Genomic DNA, 18,270 nt, shown 5'->3' on the forward strand with positions numbered 1-18,270 from the left:
GCACAGCCCGCGCAGGACACCGGGTCAGGCGACGGGGTCGAGCAGGTCCCGGTGCGGGCGGTGGACGCGGAAGCCGCCCGCGAGCGAGCCGGCGCCGACGACGTCGCCGAGCAGCGAGCGGACGCCGCCCCGCAGGTGCCGGTAGGCCGCATCCGCGACGGCCGCCTCCGGGCTCATGGCGCCGATGCCGCGGATCCCGAGCTCGTCGGTCAGCGCGCCAGCGGCGAGGAGGTCCTCCGCCGCGAAGCGCAGCCCGTCCGGTCGCGCGCCGCCGGCCGCGACGATCGCGATGGTCGCGCTGGTCCGCCGGACCTCCTGCAGCGCGAGGATCCACGCCGCGGTCTCCCCGACGCCGGGCAGCCCCGTGGCGACCACGGCGCACCGGCCGGGGAGGTGCTGCATCGGCGGGGCGACGGGCTCGACCGCGTCCACCCACACGAGCACGTCGGCGTCAGCGCCCACGGCGGCCGCACCCGGCACGCCCCAGTCGAAGCGGACCTGGTAGCGACTCTGCTCCCCCACCGGAGCATCCTGCCGCGCGGACCCCTGCCGCCGGCTGTGATTCAGGCACGTTTCCGTGCACCGCCGCCCGAGGAGGACTTCGACTTCGCGCGGTTCGCCTCGACGGACCGCTTCAGCGCCTCCATGAGGTCGATGACCTCGCCGTCGCCCTCGTCCTCGTCGGTCTTCCCGAACGTCGCCTCGGTGTCGACGGACTCGCCCTGCTCGAGCTTCGCGTCGACGAGCCGCTTCAGCTGCGTCTGGTAGTCGTCCGTGTACTGCGCGGGCTGGAAATCGCTCTCGAAGCTCTGCACGAGGCTCGTCGCCATGTCGATCTCGCGCTTCTGGATGCGCACATCGGCGTCGAGCGACGGGAAGTCCGCCTCCCGCACCTCGTCGTCCCAGAGGAGCGACTGCAGCAGCAGCACCCTGCCCTGCACGCGGAGCACGCCGAGCCGGGTCTTCTGCCGCAGCGTGAACTGCACGATCGCCACCCGCTCGGTGTCCTCGAGCACCTTGCGCATGAGCACGTACGAGCGCGGGCTCTTCGCGTCCGGCTCGAGGTAGTAGCTGCGGTCGAGCCGGATCGCGTCGACCTGGTCGGCCGGCACGAACTCGACGACGTCGATCTCGCGGCTCTTCTCGCTCGGCAGGGACTTCAGGTCCTCCGCGGTGAGCACGACCGTCCGGTCGCCGGCGTCGTACGCCTTGTCGATGTCCTGGTACTCGACCACGCGGCCGCAGATCTCGCAGCGACGCTGGTAGCGAATGCGGCCGCCGTCCGCGTTGTGCACCTGGTGCAGCGGGAGGTCGTGGTCCTCCGTCGCCGAGTAGAGCTTCACCGGCACGTTCACGAGCCCGAATGTGATGGCGCCCCGCCAGATGCTGCGCATGACCCGCCCTCGCTCGTGATCGGAAGTCCTGATGAACCACCGAGTATGACCTCGGGGAGCCGGATCGGCCAGCCCCCCGGTGGCGGGTCCCAGGTGTTCAGCAGACATTCAGGACACGCTGAGCCGGTGGCGAGCAGCGCGAAGCAGGTCGTGGAGGTCGACGGGCACCGGATCGCCCTGACGAACCTGGACAAGGTCCTCTACCCCGAGGACGGGTTCACGAAGGGCGACGTGCTCGCCTACTACGCCGCGGTCGCCTGGGCGCTCGTGCCGCTCGCGACGGGTCGCCCGGCGACCCGGAAGCGCTGGCCGGACGGCGTCGGCACGACCGGCGAGCCCGGCCATCCCTTCTACGTGAAGAACCTCGAGTCGCACGCCCCCGACTGGATCCACCGAGGCACCATCGCGCACCGGTCGGGCGAGAACACCTACCCCGTCGTCGACGACCTCGCGACGCTGACCTGGCTCGCGCAGCAGGCGACGCTCGAGGTGCACGTGCCGCAGTGGCGGTTCACGGCGGACGGCGAGGCGGGCCGGCCGGACCGGCTCGTGCTCGACCTCGACCCGGGCGAGGGCGCCGGGCTGCGGGAGTGCGCCGAGGTCGCCCGGCTGCTCCGCCCGGTACTGCAGGGCATGGACCTCGAGCTCTTCCCCGTCACGAGCGGCTCGAAGGGCATCCACCTCTTCGCGCACCTCTCCGGGCGCTGGACCTCCGACCACGTGACCGAGGTCGCGCACGAGCTCGCGCGGTCGCTGGAGGCCGACCACCCCGACCTGGTCGTCAGCGACATGAAGAAGGCGAACCGGCACGGGAAGGTGCTCGTCGACTGGAGTCAGAACCGCGCCGCGAAGACCACGCTCGTGCCGTACTCGCTGCGCGGGACGACGCACGTGCACGCGGCCGCTCCGCGGACCTGGGAGGAGCTCGACGCCGACGACCTCGCGCAGCTGACGCCCGACGAGGTCGTCCGGCGGCTCGAGCGCGACGGGGACCTCCTCGCCGACCTCGCGCCGGCCGCCGCGCGCCGCGACGCCCTCACCCGCTACCGCTCGATGCGCGACGCGGGCAGGACCCCGGAGCCCGTGCCGGAGGCCGCGCCCGCGCGGGGCGACGACGACACGTTCGTGATCCAGGAGCACCGCGCGAGTCGCCTCCACTGGGACTTCCGGCTCGAGCGGAACGGCGTGCTCGTCTCCTGGGCGCTCCCGAAGGGCGTCCCGGCGAGCGGGAAGGAGAACCACCTCGCCGTCCACACGGAGGACCACCCGCTCGAGTACGCGACCTTCACCGGCGACATCCCGAAGGGCGAGTACGGCGGCGGCCACGTCGAGACCTGGGACGCGGGGACCTACGAGACGGAGAAGTTCCGCGACGACGAGGTGATCGTGACCCTCCACGGCGGGAAGGACGGCGGCCTCGGCGGCGGGCCGGTCAAGGTCGCGCTGATCCGAACGGAGCGCGAGAAGCCGAAGGGCAGCCAGGGCGAGCGCTGGCTCATCCACCGCATGGAGCTCGACCCGGCGCCGGTCGCGGACCAGCCGGCGCCGGAGGACCGGCCGCACCGGAACGCCCGTCCGCGGGAGCCCTCGGCGCCGTCGACCGCGGCGACCCCGAAGCCGATGCTCGCGACCGCGGGCGCGCCCCTCGACCCGGACGAGGCGTGGTCGATCGAGATGAAGTGGGACGGCGTGCGCTGCGTCGCGCGCGTCGAGGACGGGCGGGTCGTGCTGACGAGCCGGAACGACCTCGACCTCACCCCGAGCTACCCGGAGCTGCAGGCGCTCGCCGAGCACGTGCACGCCGACTCCGCGGTCCTCGACGGGGAGATCGTCGCGCTCGACGCGAAGGGCCGCCCCTCCTTCTCCCGCCTGCAGCAGCGGATGGGCCTGACGCGGAAGCAGGACGTCGAGCCCGCGATGCGAGCGCAAGCGGTGCAGCTGCTGCTGTTCGACGTGCTCGAGGTCGACGGGCGCGCGACCGTGCGCGCGCCGTACCGGGACCGGCGCGACCTGCTCGAGCGCCTCGTGGACGGCGGCGGCCCGGTCGAGGTGCCGCCGGTGGTCGCGACCGCGTCCGGCGACGACCTCCGGGGCGCCGTCGACGACGCGATGGCGACGAGCCGGGAGCTCGGGCTCGAAGGCGTCGTCGTGAAGCGCGCGGATGCGCCGTACCGGCCGGGCGCCCGGTCGAAGGACTGGGTGAAGCGGAAGCACGAGCGCCAGCAGGAGGTCGTCGTCGGCGGTTGGCGCCCGGGCCACGGGCGCCGCGAGGGCGGCGTCGGCAGCCTGCTCGTCGGCGTCAACGAGGACGGCCGGCTCCGCTACGCGGGGCGGGTCGGTACCGGGTTCAGCGACGAGGACCTCGACGCGATCGCCGCCCGCCTGGCCGGGCACGACCGGCGGACCAGTCCGTTCGACGACGTGCCGCGCGCGGACGCGGGCGACGCGCACTGGGTGACGCCCGCCCTCGTCGGCGAGGTGCGGTTCGCGGAGTGGACCGACGACGGGCGGCTCCGGCAGGCGAGCTGGCGGGGGTGGCGCCCCGACAAGCGCCCGGAGGAGGTGGTCCGCGAATCCTGACCCGCGCCCCTCTTCCCTCTGCGCTCGCATTCTTCGTTTCGGAGGACGCCGCGTCCTACGAAACGAAGAATGCGAGCCGCCGGGATCCGGACCGGGCCGTCGGCTGCGCGGGCTACCGTGGGGGCATGACGCGGCAGGGGACGCCGGAGGGCACGCCCTCCGAGGACGAGGTGGAGCAGGACTTCACGGTGCCGGGCGACGCGGACCTCCGGCCCGCCGTCGACGAGGGCGGCAGCGAGCTCGACGAGGACGACTCGTGAGCGCGGGCCGGGTGGTCGGCTGGAGCGTCTCCCTCGGCGTGCTCGCCGCCGGCGCGCTCTTCGCCGCGATCGCGTCGTCGCTCAGCGACGAGAACAAGCGGCGCGCGGCCGACTCGGCGCAGCTGCTCCGCGACCGGACCGCCGCCTCCGCCGCGCAGCTGCGCGACCGCACCGCCGAGACGGCCCGGGACCTGCGCGACCAGTGGACCGAGACCGCGCTCGAGGTGCGCGACCGCTGGACGACCACGGCGGAGGAGGTCCGCGCCCGCACCGTGCACACCGCCGAGGACTGGCGCGAGCGGTCGAGCGAGGGCATCGAGCGCGCGCTGCGGCAGGCGGCGGAGGCCCGCGACGAGTCGCTCGCCGCGCTCCCCGACGACGACGAGGACGACGAGACCGGCCCGTCGGCGACCGCCGACCGCTGAGCGGACGCACGGGGGCCGCTCGGTAGATTCGTGCGTCATGGCCGACCCCGCGGTGATCCCCGGCCGTCTCGACGAGTGGGTGGCGCGACAGCGCTGGTTCCCGGGCCTGGCGGCCGACGCGACCGAGACGGCGGCCACCCTCCCGCTCTCGGAGGACGGCACGGTCCGCACCCTGCTCCTCCGCGACGCGACGCCGGGTGCCGAGGCGGTCTACCAGGTGCCCGTCGTCGCCGCGGACGACGGCGGCCTGCTCGACGGGCCGCGCACCCGTGCCTACGTCGAGGCCCTGTTGCGGCTGCTGTTCGACGGCGGTACCGCCCGGGGCGACGAGGCGACCGCGCACGGCGTCCGGATCGGGTGGGAGGGCCCCGCGCCGGCCCTGGTCGACGCTCGCGTGCTCTCCGGTGAGCAGTCGAACACGTCGATCATCGTCGACGCCCGCCGCGCCGACGGCACCGCCGTCGGCCTGATGGTGAAGGTGTTCCGCGCCCTCCACGACGGGGAGAACCCCGACGTGGTGCTGCAGTCCGCGATCTCCGAGGCCGGCTCGCGGCGGGTCCCCGAGACGTACGGCGCCGTCGTCGGCTCCTGGCCCGACGCCCGGGTCGAGGGAGGCGTCGCGCACGGTCACCTCGCGGTCGCCCAGGAGTTCCTCGCCGACACCCGCGACGCCTGGCGGGTCGCCCTCGACGCCGCGCGCGCCGGGGAGGACTTCACCGCGCCCGCGCGGGACCTCGGCGCCGCGACCGCGGAGGTGCACGCCGTGCTCGCGCAGGCGCTGCCGACCGCCGACGCCGACGAGACCTCCCGCGCCGCCCTCCTCCGGAGCATGCGGGCCCGTGCGGCGAGCGCCGCCGCCCTCGTGCCGTCGGTCGCCGCCGTCGAGGGCCCGGTCGCCGCCGTGCTCGCCGCGGGTGCGGACGGCCCGTGGCCCGCGCTGCAGCGGATCCACGGCGACTACCACCTCGGCCAGGTGCTGCAGGTGCCGGGCCGCGGCTGGGTCCTGCTCGACTTCGAGGGCGAGCCGCTGCGGCCGATGGCCGAGCGCAACGAGCCCGACCTGGCGCTCCGCGACGTGGCGGGCATGCTCCGCTCCTTCGACTACGTCGCCGGCACCATCGCGCAGGAGGGCGGCGACGCCGAGGCCGCCCGCGCCTGGTCGGACGCGGCGCGCAGCGCCTTCCTCGCCGGGTACGAGGCGGGCATCGGCACCTCGCTCGCCCCCTGGTCCACGCTGCTGGCCGCGCTCGAGCTCGACAAGGCGCTCTACGAGTGCGTGTACGAGGCCCGCAACCGGCCCACCTGGCTCCCCATCCCCGAACTGGCCGTGCACCGGCTGCTGGAGGCCGTCGCATGACCACCGAACTCGCGCTCCCCGCCGTCCCCGTCGCGGCGCGGCATCCGCAGGACCGCACCCACCACGGCGACACGGTCGTCGACGAGTACGAGTGGCTCCGCGACCGGGACGACCCGGCGGTGGTCGCGCACCTCGAGGCGGAGAACGCCTACACGGACGCTCGCCTCGCCCCGCTCGAGCCGCTGCGGAAGACCCTCTTCGGCGAGATCAAGGCGCGGACGAAGGAGACCGACCTCTCCGTGCCTTCCCGCGAGGGCGACTGGTGGTACTTCAGCCGCACCGAGGAGGGCAAGCAGTACGCCCGGCACTGCCGCGCGCCGATCGCGGGGCCGGACGACTGGACGCCGCCGACGCTCGGCGACGAGGTCCCCGGCGAGCAGGTGCTGCTCGACGACGACGTCGAGGCGGCCGGCCACGAGTTCTACTCGCTCGGCAGCTTCGACGTCTCCCCCGACGGCCGTCTGCTGCTCTGGGCGGTCGACACCGTCGGCGACGAGCGGTACGTCCTCCACGTGAAGGACCTGTCGACCGGCGAGCTCCTCCCCGACGTCGTCGAGGGCACGATGCCGGGCGCGCTCTTCGACGCGGATGGTTCCGGGATCTACTACACGACCTGCGACGAGGCGTGGCGGCCGGACACGGTCCGGCGCCACGCGCTCGGCGCGACCGGGGAGGACGACGTCGTGCTCACCGAGCCCGACGAGCGCTACTGGGTCGGCGTCGGCATGACGCGAAGCCGGCGGTACGTCGAGATCGGCATCGGCTCGAAGGTGACGAGCGAGTCCCTGCTCCTCGACGTGCAGCACCCGGAGGCGGGGTTCCAGGTCGTCTGGCCGCGCATCGAGGGCGTCGAGTACACGGTCGAGCACGCGGTGCTGGACGGGCGCGACCGCCTCCTGATCCTCCACAACGACGGCGCGGAGGACTTCGAGCTCGTCGCGGTGGACCCGGCCGACCCGACCGGCGCACGGGACGTCCTGCTGCCGTCCACGCCGGGCGTGCGGCTCGAGGAGGTCGACGCCTTCGAGCGGTTCGTGGCGGTGTCCTACCGCGAGGGCGGCCTGGCGCGCGTCGGCCTGCTCACGCCGGACGGCGTCGAGGAGATCCGCTTCGACGAGCCCCTGTTCACGGCCGGGATCGGCTCGAACCCGGAGTGGGCGCAGCCGACGCTGCGGATCGGCTTCGGGTCCCTGGTGACCCCCTCCACCGTCCTCGACCTGGACACGGTGACGGGCGAGCGCCGCGTCCTGAAGCAGCAGCCGGTGCTCGGCGGCTACGACCCGACCGCGTACCGGCAGCGCCGCGAGTGGGCGACGGCGGAGGACGGCACGCGCGTCCCGATCTCGATCGTCGGTCGCGCCGACCTGGTCGAGGACCGCTCGCACGCGGCGCCCATGCTGCTCTACGGCTACGGCTCCTACGAGGCGAGCATCGACCCGTCCTTCTCGATCGCCCGCCTCTCCCTCCTCGACCGCGGCGTGCTCTTCGCGATCGCGCACGTGCGCGGCGGCGGCGAGATGGGCCGGCACTGGTACGAGCAGGGCAAGACGCGGACGAAGCGCAACACGTTCACCGACTTCGTCGCGTGCGCACGGCACCTCGTCGCGACCGACTGGACGTCCCCGCCGCAGCTCGTCGCCGAGGGTGCGAGCGCCGGCGGCCTGCTGATGGGCGCGGTCGCGAATCTGGCGCCGGACCTGTTCGCGGGCATCCACGCCGGTGTGCCGTTCGTCGACCCGCTCACGTCGATCCTCGACCCCTCGCTGCCGCTGACGGTGATCGAGTGGGACGAGTGGGGCGACCCGCTGCACGACCCCGAGGTCTACGCCTACATGAAGTCGTACTCCCCCGTGGAGAACGTCGGCGACCACCCGTACCCGCGGATCCTCGCGACCACGTCGCTGAACGACACGCGCGTGCTCTACGTGGAGCCGGCGAAGTGGGTGGCGCGCCTGCGGGAGGTCGGCGCCGACGTGCTGCTGAAGACGGAGATGAGCGCCGGCCACGGGGGCGTCTCCGGCCGCTACGCGGCGTGGGAGGAGCGGGCCTTCGAGCTCGCGTGGATCCTCGACGTCCTCGGACTCCGCGACGCGGCGCCGACCCGGTAGGCCGGCGCGGTTCAGACGTCGAAGACGGCGCCGCACTCCGCGCACGGCACCGACGGCGTCTCCGCGGTGACGGTGACGACGTTCATCGCGCGGCACTCGGCGAGCGGGCACTCCCCGTGGACCGTGACCTCGAGGGCGACGCCGTCGCGGGCCTCCGCGAGCGTGTGCTTCGCGCGGCCGACCGCGTCGAGAATGGTCCCCTGCTCGCGCATGCGCGCCTCCCCCGGTCGACGTTCAGCACGCTAGGGCGCACGCGGGTCGCCCACCAGTGCACCGAGCATGTCAAGGGCTTGTTTCCAGCGCTTCCCCGGCGTCGTCCAGCGATCGCGTCCGAAGCGCACAGCGCCCGCATCGGCCCCGCGCAGGCGGATGGGGCACCGTCGCTGCGGTCCACGACGGTCGTCGTGGGCGGATCGAGAGGGATCAGCATGCGCGCACTCGTCTACCACGGCCCGAAGGACGTCTCCGTCGACGAGGTCCCGGACGCGAGGATCGAGCAGCCGACCGACGCGGTCGTCCGGATCACCACGACGAACATCTGCGGCAGCGACCTGCACATGTACGAGGGCAGGACGGACGTCGAGACCGGCAAGATCCTCGGCCACGAGAACATGGGCGAGGTCCTCGAGGTCGGCAGCGGCGTCGTGAAGGTGCGGGTCGGCGACATGGTCGTCCTCCCCTTCAACATCGCCTGCGGCTTCTGCAAGAACTGCAACGCCGGGCTGACGGGCTTCTGCCTGACGGTCAACCCGGGCAGCGCCGGGGGCGCCTACGGCTACGCGGACATGGGTCCCTACGCCGGTGGCCAGGCCGAGTACCTCCGCGTGCCGTTCGCCGACTTCAACGCGCTCGTCCTCCCGGGCGACGCGGAGGAGAAGCAGCGGGACTACACGATGCTCTCCGACATCCTCCCGACCGGATACCACGGCACCGAGCTGGCGCAGGTGCGCACGGGCGACTCCGTCGTGGTCTACGGCGCCGGCCCGGTCGGCCTCATGGCGGCGCTGTCGGCGCAGATCCGCGGCGCGGCGGAGGTCTTCGTGATCGACCACCAGCCGGACCGCCTCCGCCTCGCCGAGCGCGTCGGCGCGATCCCGATCGACGACTCGAACGGCGACGCGGTGCAGCAGGTGCTCGATGCGACCGGCGGTCAGGGCGCCGACAAGGGCGTGGAGGCCGTCGGGTACCAGGCGCACGACCACACCGGCGAGGAGCGGCCGGGCATCACCATCAACAGCCTCATCCAGGCGGTGCGCCCGACCGGCCGCATCGGCGTCGTCGGGGTCTTCGTGCCGCAGGACCCGAGCGCGGCCGACGAGCTCGCGAAGCAGGGCGAGTTCGTGATGGACTTCGGCACCTTCTTCTTCAAGGGGCAGTCGATCGGCACCGGGCAGGCGAACGTGAAGCAGTACAACCGGGGCCTCCGGAACCTGATCCACCGCGACCGGATCCACCCGGGGATCATCGTGAGCCATGAGCTGTCGCTCGACGAGGCGGCCGAGGGCTACCGGCGCTTCGATGCCCGCGAGGACGGCTGGACGAAGGTGCTCCTCCACCCCTGAGGCGCTCGTGCGCGGATCCGCATGCGAGGGTGGGCACCGTGCCGACCATCACGGTGAACCTCCCGCTCGTTCCGCTCACCACCGGCGACGAGGTCGTCCGCGACCGGTGGGTGCCGCACATCACCCTGATCGGGAACGCGGAGGCGACCGCCCCGGATGCGGCCGTACCGGTGGTCGCCGCGTTCGCGGGCAGGACGTCGGCGATCCGGGCGGCCGTCGGGGCCGAGGCGTGGTTCGGTCCCGACGGCACGGTGCTCGTCGATGAGCTGGACGCGACGGCCCTGCGTCCGCTGCACGACGAGCTGCTCGGCGAGCTCGAGGCCGCCGTCGCCGACTTCCGCCCGCTCCTCCCACGGCACACGAGGGACGGCTGGCGGCCGCACCGGACGGTCGTGGCCGGCCCCCGGCCCGTCGCCGGCGACGTGCTCGAAGCGACGACGATCGGGCTGTTCGAGCTCGACCCGCCGGGGCGGCTCGGCATCGCGGTCGCGCTGGGCGTCTGGCCGCTCGCCGGTGTCGCGGGATCAGGACGGCGTCCGGGGTGCAGGACGAGCGCTCCTGATCGATCCTGAGATCGGCACGTCGTCCTGATCCCGGACGCCGCCCCGCCCTCAGGCGAGGCGGACGACCCGCGACAGGACCAGCTGCTGGCCGAGCGTCCAGAGCGCGGAGCAGGCCCAGTAGGCGGTGACGCCGATCGGGAACGCGAACCCGGCGGCCGCGGTGACGACCGGCAGCAGGAGCAGCAGCCGGCCGCCCGGCGCCGCACCCGCGGTCGCGACGTGCTGCGTCAGCACCTGCGCGCCCGCCGAGATCACCAGGAACGCGATCCCGACGAAGGCCGACGGCGCACCGCCCGCGAACGCCGCGGCGGCCAGCGGTGCGCCGAACGCGACCGCGGCGGCGAACGAGCCGAGGGCCGCGGTCCCGGACGCGTGCGCGGCGTGCTCCAGCGCCTGAACGAGCCCGAGGAACAGCGGGATCTGGATCAGGAGCGGCACGAACGCGGCGAGCGGCCGGATCCCGCGCTCGCGGTACAGGGCGGCGGTGCGCTCCGCGACCTCGCGGCGCGCAGCCGCATCGGACCGGCCGGCGAAGCGCTCGCGGATCCGGGCGAGCTCCGGCTGGAGCGCGCGCATCCGGAGACCCGACCGGTAGGAACGGACCGCGAGCGGCAGGAGCGCCGCCCGGACGACCACGACGAGCAGCGCAACGGCGAGCAGCCAGGTGGTGCCGGCGGCGGGGTCGAGCCCCGTTCCGGCGAGCAGGTCGTGGAGGACGGTGAGCAGGCCGCCGACGGCGGCGCGGACGGGGGCGATGGGGTCGAGCAGGGACAACGGAGGGGACCTCTCGGGTCGGTGGAGCGGAGGGATGGGGACGCGCGTGCGCCGTGCCGCCGGGAGGCGGACCGGCTCAGTGCGTCGAGCCCGGTGCCCTCGCCCGGCGGTGCCCCTCCGCCGACGGGTCGCTCGCGCGAAGCAGGACGCGGAGGACCGCGAAGCCGTGCGCCGCGGGCAGGGCCCGACCCGTCTCCGGCGCGGAGATGCTGCGGAGGACCGCGACGACGGCGAGCACCGCCATCAGCCCGGCCGCGAGCAGCAGCTCCGCACCGACCGCCTCCGGCCGCGCGAGCGCGACGAGCGCTCCGACCAGGCCGACGATCACCCGCTCAGCGTACGGCGCCTGCGCAGCGAGCCGGAAGGCCCGTCACGATGTCCGGGCGCGACCGTGCGCTACAGCTTCAGGGCGTCCTTGAGCAGGGCGACGAGCGCGTCGAGCTGGATGGAGGTCTCCCCCGTCACCTCGGAGTCGTCGCCGTCGAGGGCGCGCGCGGCGAGCGACGCCTTCGAGTCGACGAGCTCCGCGATGCGGGCGTCGATCGTGTGCGCGGCGATGATGCGCCACGCGGTGACCGGCTCGGACTGGCCGATGCGGTGCGTGCGGTCGATGGCCTGCTGCTGTTCCGCGGCCGTCCACGACAGCTCCGCGAGCACGACGTTCGAGGCGACCTGCAGGTTGATGCCGACGCCCGCCGCGGACAGCGAGCAGACGATCGCCTTCGTCTTCCTGTCGTGCAGGAACGAGTCGACGGCCCGCTCGCGCGCTGCGGCGGTCTGGTCGCCCCGGATCGACACCGACTTGATGTCGCGGCGGGCGAACGTCGCCTCCGCCTGATCCATCACGTCGATGTGCTTCGCGAACAGCACGACCTTGCCGACGGAGCGGGCGAGCTGCGTGGCGTAGTCCGCCGCGAGCGCCGCCTTCGCCGACCCGATCTTGCGGATCATCGTGAAGATGTTCTCGCCGGTGGTCGCGCCGCGGGACTCCTCGAGCTCCTGCTGCGCGACGAGGCGGACCAGCTGCATCTTCTGGTCGGCCGTCTCCGGCTTCCGGCCGGCGGCGAGGGACTTGTAGCGCTGGACGAGCCGCTGCTGCAGCTCCCGCTCCGCCTTCTGGATCGAGCGGCCGGCCTCGTCGTCGAGCTCGACGGGCAGGTCGACCACGCGCTTCGCGGGCAGGTCGGCGGCGACGTCGACCTTGCGGCGGCGCACGAAGCCCATGTCGATGACGGCCTGGCGCGCCTCGGCGAGGAACCCGGGCTCCGCGGGCGACAGCCCGGTCTCCTCGAGCCGCGCCATGAGCTCGGGCAGCGGCTTGGTCTCGTCGATCCAGCCGAGGAACTGCCAGATCGCCTTGAAGTCCTCGGTGCTGTTGATCACCGGGGTGCCGGTGAGAGCCATCAGCAGGGGGTCGCTGCGGCGCTCGCGGAGCGCGGCGGCGAGCGACAGCACGAGCTTCGAGCGCTGCGCGCCGTGGTTCTTGATGAAGTGCGCCTCGTCGACGACCATGCCCTTGAAGCCGAGCGTCTTCAGCCAGCCGGAGTGCCGGTCGAGCACCTCGTAGTTGACGATCACGACGTCGGCGAACGCGTCGAGGTCGTCCCCGTCGCCGTGGATCACGGTGGCGGTGCGGTTCGGGATCCACTTCTGGACCTCGCGCGCCCAGTTCATCTTCACGACGTTCGGCACGACCGCGAGCAGCGGGAACGCGTCGGCGACGGAGGCGGCGATGAGGCTCTGCGCGGTCTTGCCGAGGCCCGGCTCGTCCGCGAGGAGGAACGTGCGGTGCCCGCGGGCGACGGCCTCGATGAAGGCGGCCTGGTGGTGCATCAGCTCGGTGCCCGCCGGCGCCCAGCGCGGCTTGGCCGGCGCGTCGGGCAGCTCCATGCTCGTGACGCCGGTGCCGCCCTGCTCGAACGCCTTGAAGAGCGGGCCGAGCAGCTCCCAGTTCGCGAGCCGCCGGGTCAGGTGCGGCGCGCGGCCGAGCGCGAAGTCCGGCGGCAGGAAGGGGTTCGCGAGGAGGCGCGACCGGACCGACACCGGCGTGACCTGCCGCTCGGCGAACGGGTCGGCGACGGCGGGCGTCGCCGGGGCCTCCTCGGCCGGGACCTCGTAGCCGGCCTCCTGCAGCATGCGGCGGCGGAGGGAACGGGCGGAGTCGGTCTGCGCGTGCCCGGGCTCGAGCAGCGTGATGAGCGAGGTGTCGCGCGCGGCGGTCTTCGCCAGGATCGTGGCGACCCCGTCGAGGCGCTTCAGCGTCTCGGCCCTGGCGTCCTCGCCGAGCTCGGGGTCGGTCTTCGCCCGGGCGCGCTCCTCGCGGACGAGCAGCGCGATCACCTGGAACTTCGTGCGGCCCGAGGGGCCGACGGGACCGCGGGACGCCGCCGTCTCCACCTCCCGCACCGCGCGTGCCAGCACGGGGATGAGGCCGGTGTTGTCGAACGCGCCCTTGCGGGGTGCGCGGGACTTCGTGGGGGTCGCCGTCGATCGGACCAAGTGGATCTCCAGAACTGGCCCTCCGCGCGGGGATGTGCATCGCGGTCGAGCCGCGGACGCGGAAGGAGGTGAGTCGGTGCCGCCGGGGCTCTCGAATCGGACTCGGACGTCGGATTCGGCAGTGGGCCGCGGCCTGCAGCCCCGACAGTGTACCGCGGATGCGGTCAGCGGCCGGACGACGCTCCCGGCGCGCCGGGCGTGGCGACCGGCCGGAGCGGCCCGCGCGCACCGCCCTCGAGGACGCTCCCGTCGACGTCGAACCGGCTGCCGCAGACCGGGCAGTCCCAGCTCCCCTCGAGGTCGTTCCAGGCGACGATGCCGCCCGCGCGGCTGCACGACGCCGCGACGCTGCGCAGCACGTCGCCCGTGAGGCTGGTGGCGACGAGGCCGTCGTCCGTGCGGTGCACGACGCCCTGCCCGTCCCGCAGTAGCGGGAGGTCGGTCGGAGCGAGCCGGCGGAAGGAGGAGACCAGCTCGGACGCGGCCCGGACGTCGGCGGCGAGGCCGACGGTTTGGCTGCGGGGTCGGGTGACGCGCCGTCCGATCGTCGTCGCCCACGCCGGACGGTGCAGGCCGAGCAGGTCGCGACTGATCCGGACGCCCGCCGCGGCGCCCTGGGTGAGCCCCCAGCCGTCGAACCCGGACGCGAACGACACCGCCCCGCCGCCCCGCGGCAGCAGGCCGACGAACGCGATCGGGTTGAACGGCCGGTAGTCCTGCCCGCTCCACGCGTCGGCGCGGACGAAGTCGGGCGCCATGCGGCGCAGCGCCGCCTCGACCCGGTCGGCCCGGTGCAGCTCGGAGCCGCCCGTGCCGACCGCGTGGGCCTGCCCCACCGCAGCGAGACGTCCGTCCGCGGTGGGCGAGGCCGTCGTGCTGCCCTCCGGCCCGATCGCGGTCACGACCGGCAGCTCGGTCGTGGACGCGCCCGTCACCGCGACCATCCGGAACGCCGCCGTCTTCAGGGCGTACAGGCCGCGGTCGAGGATCGGCGTCCCCGTCGCGAGCACGACGTGGCGCGCGGCGTACTCGCCCTGCCCCGTCTCGACGACGCTGACGGCCTTCGGGCGGACGCGGACGTCGACGACGCGCTCCCGCTCGACGATCCGCACCCCGGCCTCCGTCGCCGCGATCGCGAGGGCGGAGAGCAGCCGGGCCGGGTCGACGACGATCTGGTCGCGCAGCCGGAGCGCACCGTGGTGCTCGAACGGCAGCTCCGGCGAGCGCTGCAGCTTCTCGAGCCGGAGCCCGGCGCGGGAGGCGGCCAGGTGCTCGTCGTCCACGCGGACCGCGCCGTCCGCGTGGGAGGCGACGAGCCAGGCGTCGTGCCGCTCGTGCGCGGTGCCCGTGGCCTCCAGCAGGTCTTCGAGCAGCGCGAAGCCGGCGGCGTTCATGGCGCGGTAGGCGGCGGCGTTCTTCCGGGCGCTCTCCGCCGAGAGGCGGCGGTAGGCGGTCCCGTGCAGCTGGCTGACGACGCCGAGGGAGCGGCCGGAGGATCCGCCGCCGACCGGCTCGGCGGTCACGACGACGACCCGGTGGCCGCCTCGGGCGAGCAGCAGCGCCGTCGTGAGACCGACGACGCCGGCGCCCACCACCACGTCGTCGACCACGTCGGATGCCATGCCGCGACGCTACCGGGGAGCGGCTGCGGGCCCGATGACCGGCGGCGACGGCATCCGCCTCCTAGGCTCCTCCCTCGTGCCGAATCCCCCGTTCCTCCTGTCCGACGAGGTCGCCGAGGCGCTCGAGACCGGGAAGCCGGTCGTCGCGCTCGAGTCGACGATCATCAGCCACGGCCTGCCGCGGCCCCGCAACCTCGAGGCGGCGCGGGACTTCGAGGCGGTGCTCCGGGACGCGGGCGTCGTGCCCGCGACCATCGCCGTGCTCGACGGCATCCCGCGTGTCGGGCTCGACGACGAGGGCGTCCGGCGGATCGCGGACGAGGAGATGGCGAAGGCCAGCATCCGGGACCTGCCGATCATCGCCGCGCGCGGCACGAGCGCCGCGACGACGGTCGCCGCGACGACCCACCTCGCGGCCCTCGCCGGCGTGCGGGTGTTCGCGACCGGCGGCCTCGGCGGCGTCCACCGCGGCGCGAGCTCGACCTTCGACGAGTCCGCCGACCTCACCGCCCTCGCGCAGCACCCGGTCGCCGTCGTCACGGCCGGGGTGAAGAGCGTGCTCGACATCGGCGCCACGCTCGAGCGCCTCGAGACGCTCTCCGTGCCGGTCGTCGGCTTCGGCACCGGCGAGTTCCCGAGCTTCTGGCTGCCGACCTCCGGCTTCGACCTCGACTGGCGGGTGGAGAGCGCCGAGGAGGTCGCGGCGATCCTGAAGGCGCAGGACGCCGCGCCCGCCGACGGCCGTCCGCGCGCCGGCCTCGTCGTGGCCAACCCGGTGCCCGAGGGCGAGGGCTGGGACCGCGCCGAGCACGACCGGGTGCTCGCGCAGGCGTTCGCGGCTGCGGATGCGGCGAAGGTCCGCGGCAAGGCGGTGACGCCGTTCCTGCTCTCCTTCATCGTGACGGCGTCGGAGGGCGTCTCCCTCGAGGTCAACCTCGCGCTGGCCCGGAACAACGTGCGCGTCGCGGGAGCGATCGCGACCGCCTACGCCGCGCGCTGACGTGCCCGGGGTCCTCGCCGTCGGGGACGTGATCGACGACGTGCTCGTGCGCCCGTCGGGGCCGATCGCGCCGGATACCGACACGCCGAGCCGCATCGAGCGGACCGCGGGCGGATCGGCCGCGAACACGGCCTGCTGGCTCGCGTCCATCGGGGTGCGCACGGCGCTCGTCGCGTCCGTCGGCGACGAGGACCTGCAGCGGCACGCCGACCTGCTCGAGGCGGCGGGCGTCGCCCCGCACCTGAAGGCGTCCGAGCGCTCGACCGGCTCGATCGTGGTGGTCTCGCAGGGCGAGTCCCGCGCGATGCTGACCGACCGCGGAGCGAACGAGGACACCGCGCCGGAGGACGTCACCGACGCGCTCCTCGCCGAGCACGACCTGCTGCACGTCACGGGGCACGTCTTCGCCGGTCCTGACCGTGATGCGGGCTGGCGCGACCTGTTCGCGCGCGCCGCCCGGGCCGGCGTGACGACCTCCGTCGCCCCCGGCTCGGCCGGGCACCTCGCGGCCATGGGGCCGGACCGGTTCCTGCGCGTGGTCGCGGGCGTGGACCTGCTGATCGCGGGCCTCGAGGAGGCGCAGCTGCTGACCGGCCTCGCCGACCCGACCGGCGCGGCGCTCGCGCTCGCCGCGGCGCACCCGCTCGTCGTCGTCACCCTCGGGAGCGACGGCTCGCTCGTCGCGACGCGGGACGGCGCGACGCCCGTGCCGCCGGTGGCCGCGGAGGTCGTCGACGTGACGGGTGCGGGCGACGCCTACGCGGCGGGCTTCCTCGCCGCCCTGGCCGTCGGCGCGTCCGACGCCGAGGCGGGCGCCCGGGCCGCCGCCCTCGCCGCCCTGGCCGTCGCGAGGGTCGGCGCTCGCCCGTAGCCGCCTGCGAGTCGCCTCGGCGCAGGCGCGGAGGGCCCTGCTCGAGCGCGGTGCACGGGGCTCGGCGATGCGTGCAATCCGGCGCCGGAATCCTCGACCCGCCACCGCCGTTGCACTCCCCCGGCGTCACCCCGTGGACGATTCCTGTTCAGGGGCCATCCATTCGGGGGGCCGCGGAACGTCGTCGGCCGCGAGTAGCTTGTGCGGCCACCGCCTGATGCAGGGATGCGTAAGGAGAACGAATTGTCCAGCCGAGGTGCTGCAGGGTCCGATACCGAGCGGACGGCCGAGCACGCGCGTCCAGACCACTTCCTCCTCCACCTCAGCGACACGCACCTGCTCATCCCCGGCGGGAAGCTCTACGACGCGATCGCGCCGGAGCGGAGCCTGCAGCGGATCTTCGCCGACCTCGAGGCCTCCGGCACCCGCCCCGAGGCGATCGTCTTCACCGGTGACCTCGCCGACCACGGCGACGCGGAGGCGTACCGCCTCCTCCGCTCGATCGTGGAGCCGGCCGCCGAGCGGCTCGGCGCGCAGGTCATCTGGTGCATGGGCAACCACGACGACCGGCAGACGTTCCGCCGAGAGCTCTTCGGTCAGGCGCGCAACCGGCGTCCGGTCGACCGGGTCTACGACGTCAACGGTCTCCGCGTGATCACGATGGACACCTCCGTCCCGGGCCACCACCACGGCGAGCTCACGGGCGCGCAGCTCGACTGGCTCGCGGAGGAACTCGCCTCCCCCGCGCCCCACGGCACGATCCTCGCCCTGCACCACCCGCCGCTGCCGTGCATCCAGGACCTCGCGGTGATGGTGGAGCTGCGCGACCAGGCGGGCCTGAAGGAGGTCGTCGAGGGCAGCGACATCCGCTCGATCCTCGCGGGGCACGTGCACTTCTCCACGAACGGCACGTTCGCGGGCATCCCCGTCTCGGTCGCCTCCGCGACCTGCTACACGCAGGACCTCACCGGGCAGTCCCGCGGCACGCGCCCGCAGGACGGCAACCAGTCGTACAACCTCGTGCACGTGTACGACGACACGGTGCTCCACTCGGTGGTCCCGGTCGCCGCAGGGCTGACGATGTCGGCGACCTCCGCCGAGGAGAGCGCCGAGATCCTCGCCGCGCACGGCGTCACGATCCCGGAGCAGGTCAACGCCCACCTCCCGTCGCGCGTCTTCGACCGCGTCGACGAGGAGCTGGAGCTGATGACCCAGCCGATCTCGGTCATCCGCCCCTAGCGAGCGGAGTCGGAGC

The 18,270-nt window shown here is 74.1% G+C and carries 17 protein-coding genes; 10 read left to right on the forward strand and 7 right to left on the reverse strand.

What is annotated here, in order from left to right:
- Positions 1–24 precede the first annotated feature (24 nt).
- Positions 25–522 carry a hypothetical protein gene (locus CLV52_RS13855; protein WP_133766967.1) on the reverse strand — a complete coding sequence of 166 codons (498 nt, stop codon included), beginning with the start codon at positions 520–522 and terminating at the stop codon, positions 25–27.
- Positions 523–563: 41 nt separating this feature from the next.
- Positions 564–1,394 carry a non-homologous end joining protein Ku gene (gene ku, locus CLV52_RS13860; RefSeq protein WP_133766968.1) on the reverse strand — a complete coding sequence of 277 codons (831 nt, stop codon included), beginning with the start codon at positions 1,392–1,394 and terminating at the stop codon, positions 564–566.
- 126 nt (positions 1,395–1,520) lie between these two features.
- Here ku and CLV52_RS13865 point away from each other — a divergent pair, with 126 nt between their 5' ends.
- The 5 genes from CLV52_RS13865 (at position 1,521) to CLV52_RS13880 (ending at position 8,124) form a co-directional block, all read left to right on the forward strand.
- The gene (locus CLV52_RS13865; RefSeq protein WP_133766969.1) at positions 1,521–3,974 is read left to right on the forward strand and encodes an ATP-dependent DNA ligase; all 2,454 of its coding nucleotides are present in this window, start codon (positions 1,521–1,523) and stop codon (positions 3,972–3,974) included.
- 125 nt (positions 3,975–4,099) lie between these two features.
- On the forward strand, positions 4,100–4,234 hold the full coding sequence (locus CLV52_RS19095; protein WP_281276084.1) for a hypothetical protein: 135 nt from the start codon (positions 4,100–4,102) through the stop codon (positions 4,232–4,234).
- Positions 4,231–4,659, forward strand: a complete 429-nt coding sequence (locus CLV52_RS13870; protein WP_133766970.1) for a hypothetical protein — start codon at positions 4,231–4,233, stop codon at positions 4,657–4,659. Before CLV52_RS19095 ends, CLV52_RS13870 begins: the two co-directional genes overlap by 4 nt.
- A 37-nt stretch (positions 4,660–4,696) precedes the next feature.
- Positions 4,697–6,016, forward strand: coding sequence for a phosphotransferase (locus CLV52_RS13875; protein WP_133766971.1), 1,320 nt, complete (start codon positions 4,697–4,699; stop codon positions 6,014–6,016).
- The gene (locus tag CLV52_RS13880; RefSeq protein ID WP_133766972.1) at positions 6,013–8,124 is read left to right on the forward strand and encodes a S9 family peptidase; all 2,112 of its coding nucleotides are present in this window, start codon (positions 6,013–6,015) and stop codon (positions 8,122–8,124) included. Before CLV52_RS13875 ends, CLV52_RS13880 begins: the two co-directional genes overlap by 4 nt.
- An 11-nt stretch (positions 8,125–8,135) precedes the next feature.
- Here the strand turns inward: CLV52_RS13880 and CLV52_RS13885 are convergent, their stop codons facing one another.
- A complete protein-coding gene (locus CLV52_RS13885) occupies positions 8,136–8,336 on the reverse strand; it encodes a hypothetical protein (RefSeq protein ID WP_133766973.1) in 201 nt (66 codons plus the stop codon).
- A gap of 216 nt (positions 8,337–8,552) precedes the next feature.
- Here CLV52_RS13885 and CLV52_RS13890 point away from each other — a divergent pair, with 216 nt between their 5' ends.
- Together CLV52_RS13890 and CLV52_RS13895 are read left to right on the forward strand one after the other, a co-directional pair.
- On the forward strand, positions 8,553–9,686 hold the full coding sequence (locus CLV52_RS13890; RefSeq protein ID WP_133766974.1) for a glutathione-independent formaldehyde dehydrogenase: 1,134 nt from the start codon (positions 8,553–8,555) through the stop codon (positions 9,684–9,686).
- Positions 9,687–9,724: 38 nt separating this feature from the next.
- Positions 9,725–10,258: a 2'-5' RNA ligase family protein gene (locus CLV52_RS13895; protein ID WP_162850857.1), complete on the forward strand. Its 534-nt coding sequence runs from the start codon at positions 9,725–9,727 to the stop codon at positions 10,256–10,258.
- Positions 10,259–10,297: 39 nt separating this feature from the next.
- Here the strand turns inward: CLV52_RS13895 and CLV52_RS13900 are convergent, their stop codons facing one another.
- The 4 genes from CLV52_RS13900 to CLV52_RS13915 form a co-directional block, all read right to left on the reverse strand.
- Positions 10,298–11,023: a YidC/Oxa1 family membrane protein insertase gene (locus CLV52_RS13900; protein ID WP_162850858.1), complete on the reverse strand. Its 726-nt coding sequence runs from the start codon at positions 11,021–11,023 to the stop codon at positions 10,298–10,300.
- Positions 11,024–11,099: 76 nt separating this feature from the next.
- A complete protein-coding gene (locus CLV52_RS13905; protein WP_133766977.1) occupies positions 11,100–11,351 on the reverse strand; it encodes a DUF6412 domain-containing protein in 252 nt (83 codons plus the stop codon).
- Positions 11,352–11,419: 68 nt separating this feature from the next.
- Positions 11,420–13,522: a DEAD/DEAH box helicase gene (locus CLV52_RS13910; RefSeq protein ID WP_246018145.1), complete on the reverse strand. Its 2,103-nt coding sequence runs from the start codon at positions 13,520–13,522 to the stop codon at positions 11,420–11,422.
- A gap of 164 nt (positions 13,523–13,686) precedes the next feature.
- Positions 13,687–15,144, reverse strand: a complete 1,458-nt coding sequence (locus CLV52_RS13915) for an FAD-dependent oxidoreductase (protein WP_133766978.1) — start codon at positions 15,142–15,144, stop codon at positions 13,687–13,689.
- 76 nt (positions 15,145–15,220) lie between these two features.
- On the opposite strand from CLV52_RS13915, the gene CLV52_RS13920 reads away from it, so the two are divergent.
- The 3 genes from CLV52_RS13920 to CLV52_RS13930 all read left to right on the forward strand — a co-directional run bounded on the left by CLV52_RS13920 (position 15,221) and on the right by CLV52_RS13930 (position 18,254).
- Positions 15,221–16,144 carry a pseudouridine-5'-phosphate glycosidase gene (locus tag CLV52_RS13920; protein ID WP_246018146.1) on the forward strand — a complete coding sequence of 308 codons (924 nt, stop codon included), beginning with the start codon at positions 15,221–15,223 and terminating at the stop codon, positions 16,142–16,144.
- A 1-nt stretch (position 16,145) separates the two neighbouring features.
- Positions 16,146–17,015, forward strand: a complete 870-nt coding sequence (locus CLV52_RS13925; RefSeq protein ID WP_133766979.1) for a carbohydrate kinase family protein — start codon at positions 16,146–16,148, stop codon at positions 17,013–17,015.
- A 243-nt stretch (positions 17,016–17,258) separates the two neighbouring features.
- The gene (locus CLV52_RS13930; RefSeq protein WP_246018147.1) at positions 17,259–18,254 is read left to right on the forward strand and encodes a phosphodiesterase; all 996 of its coding nucleotides are present in this window, start codon (positions 17,259–17,261) and stop codon (positions 18,252–18,254) included.
- The last annotated feature ends 16 nt before the right edge of the window (positions 18,255–18,270 follow it).

The sequence above is a fragment of the Amnibacterium kyonggiense genome, from assembly GCF_004364555.1.
In the GTDB taxonomy this organism is placed as follows: domain Bacteria; phylum Actinomycetota; class Actinomycetes; order Actinomycetales; family Microbacteriaceae; genus Amnibacterium; species Amnibacterium kyonggiense.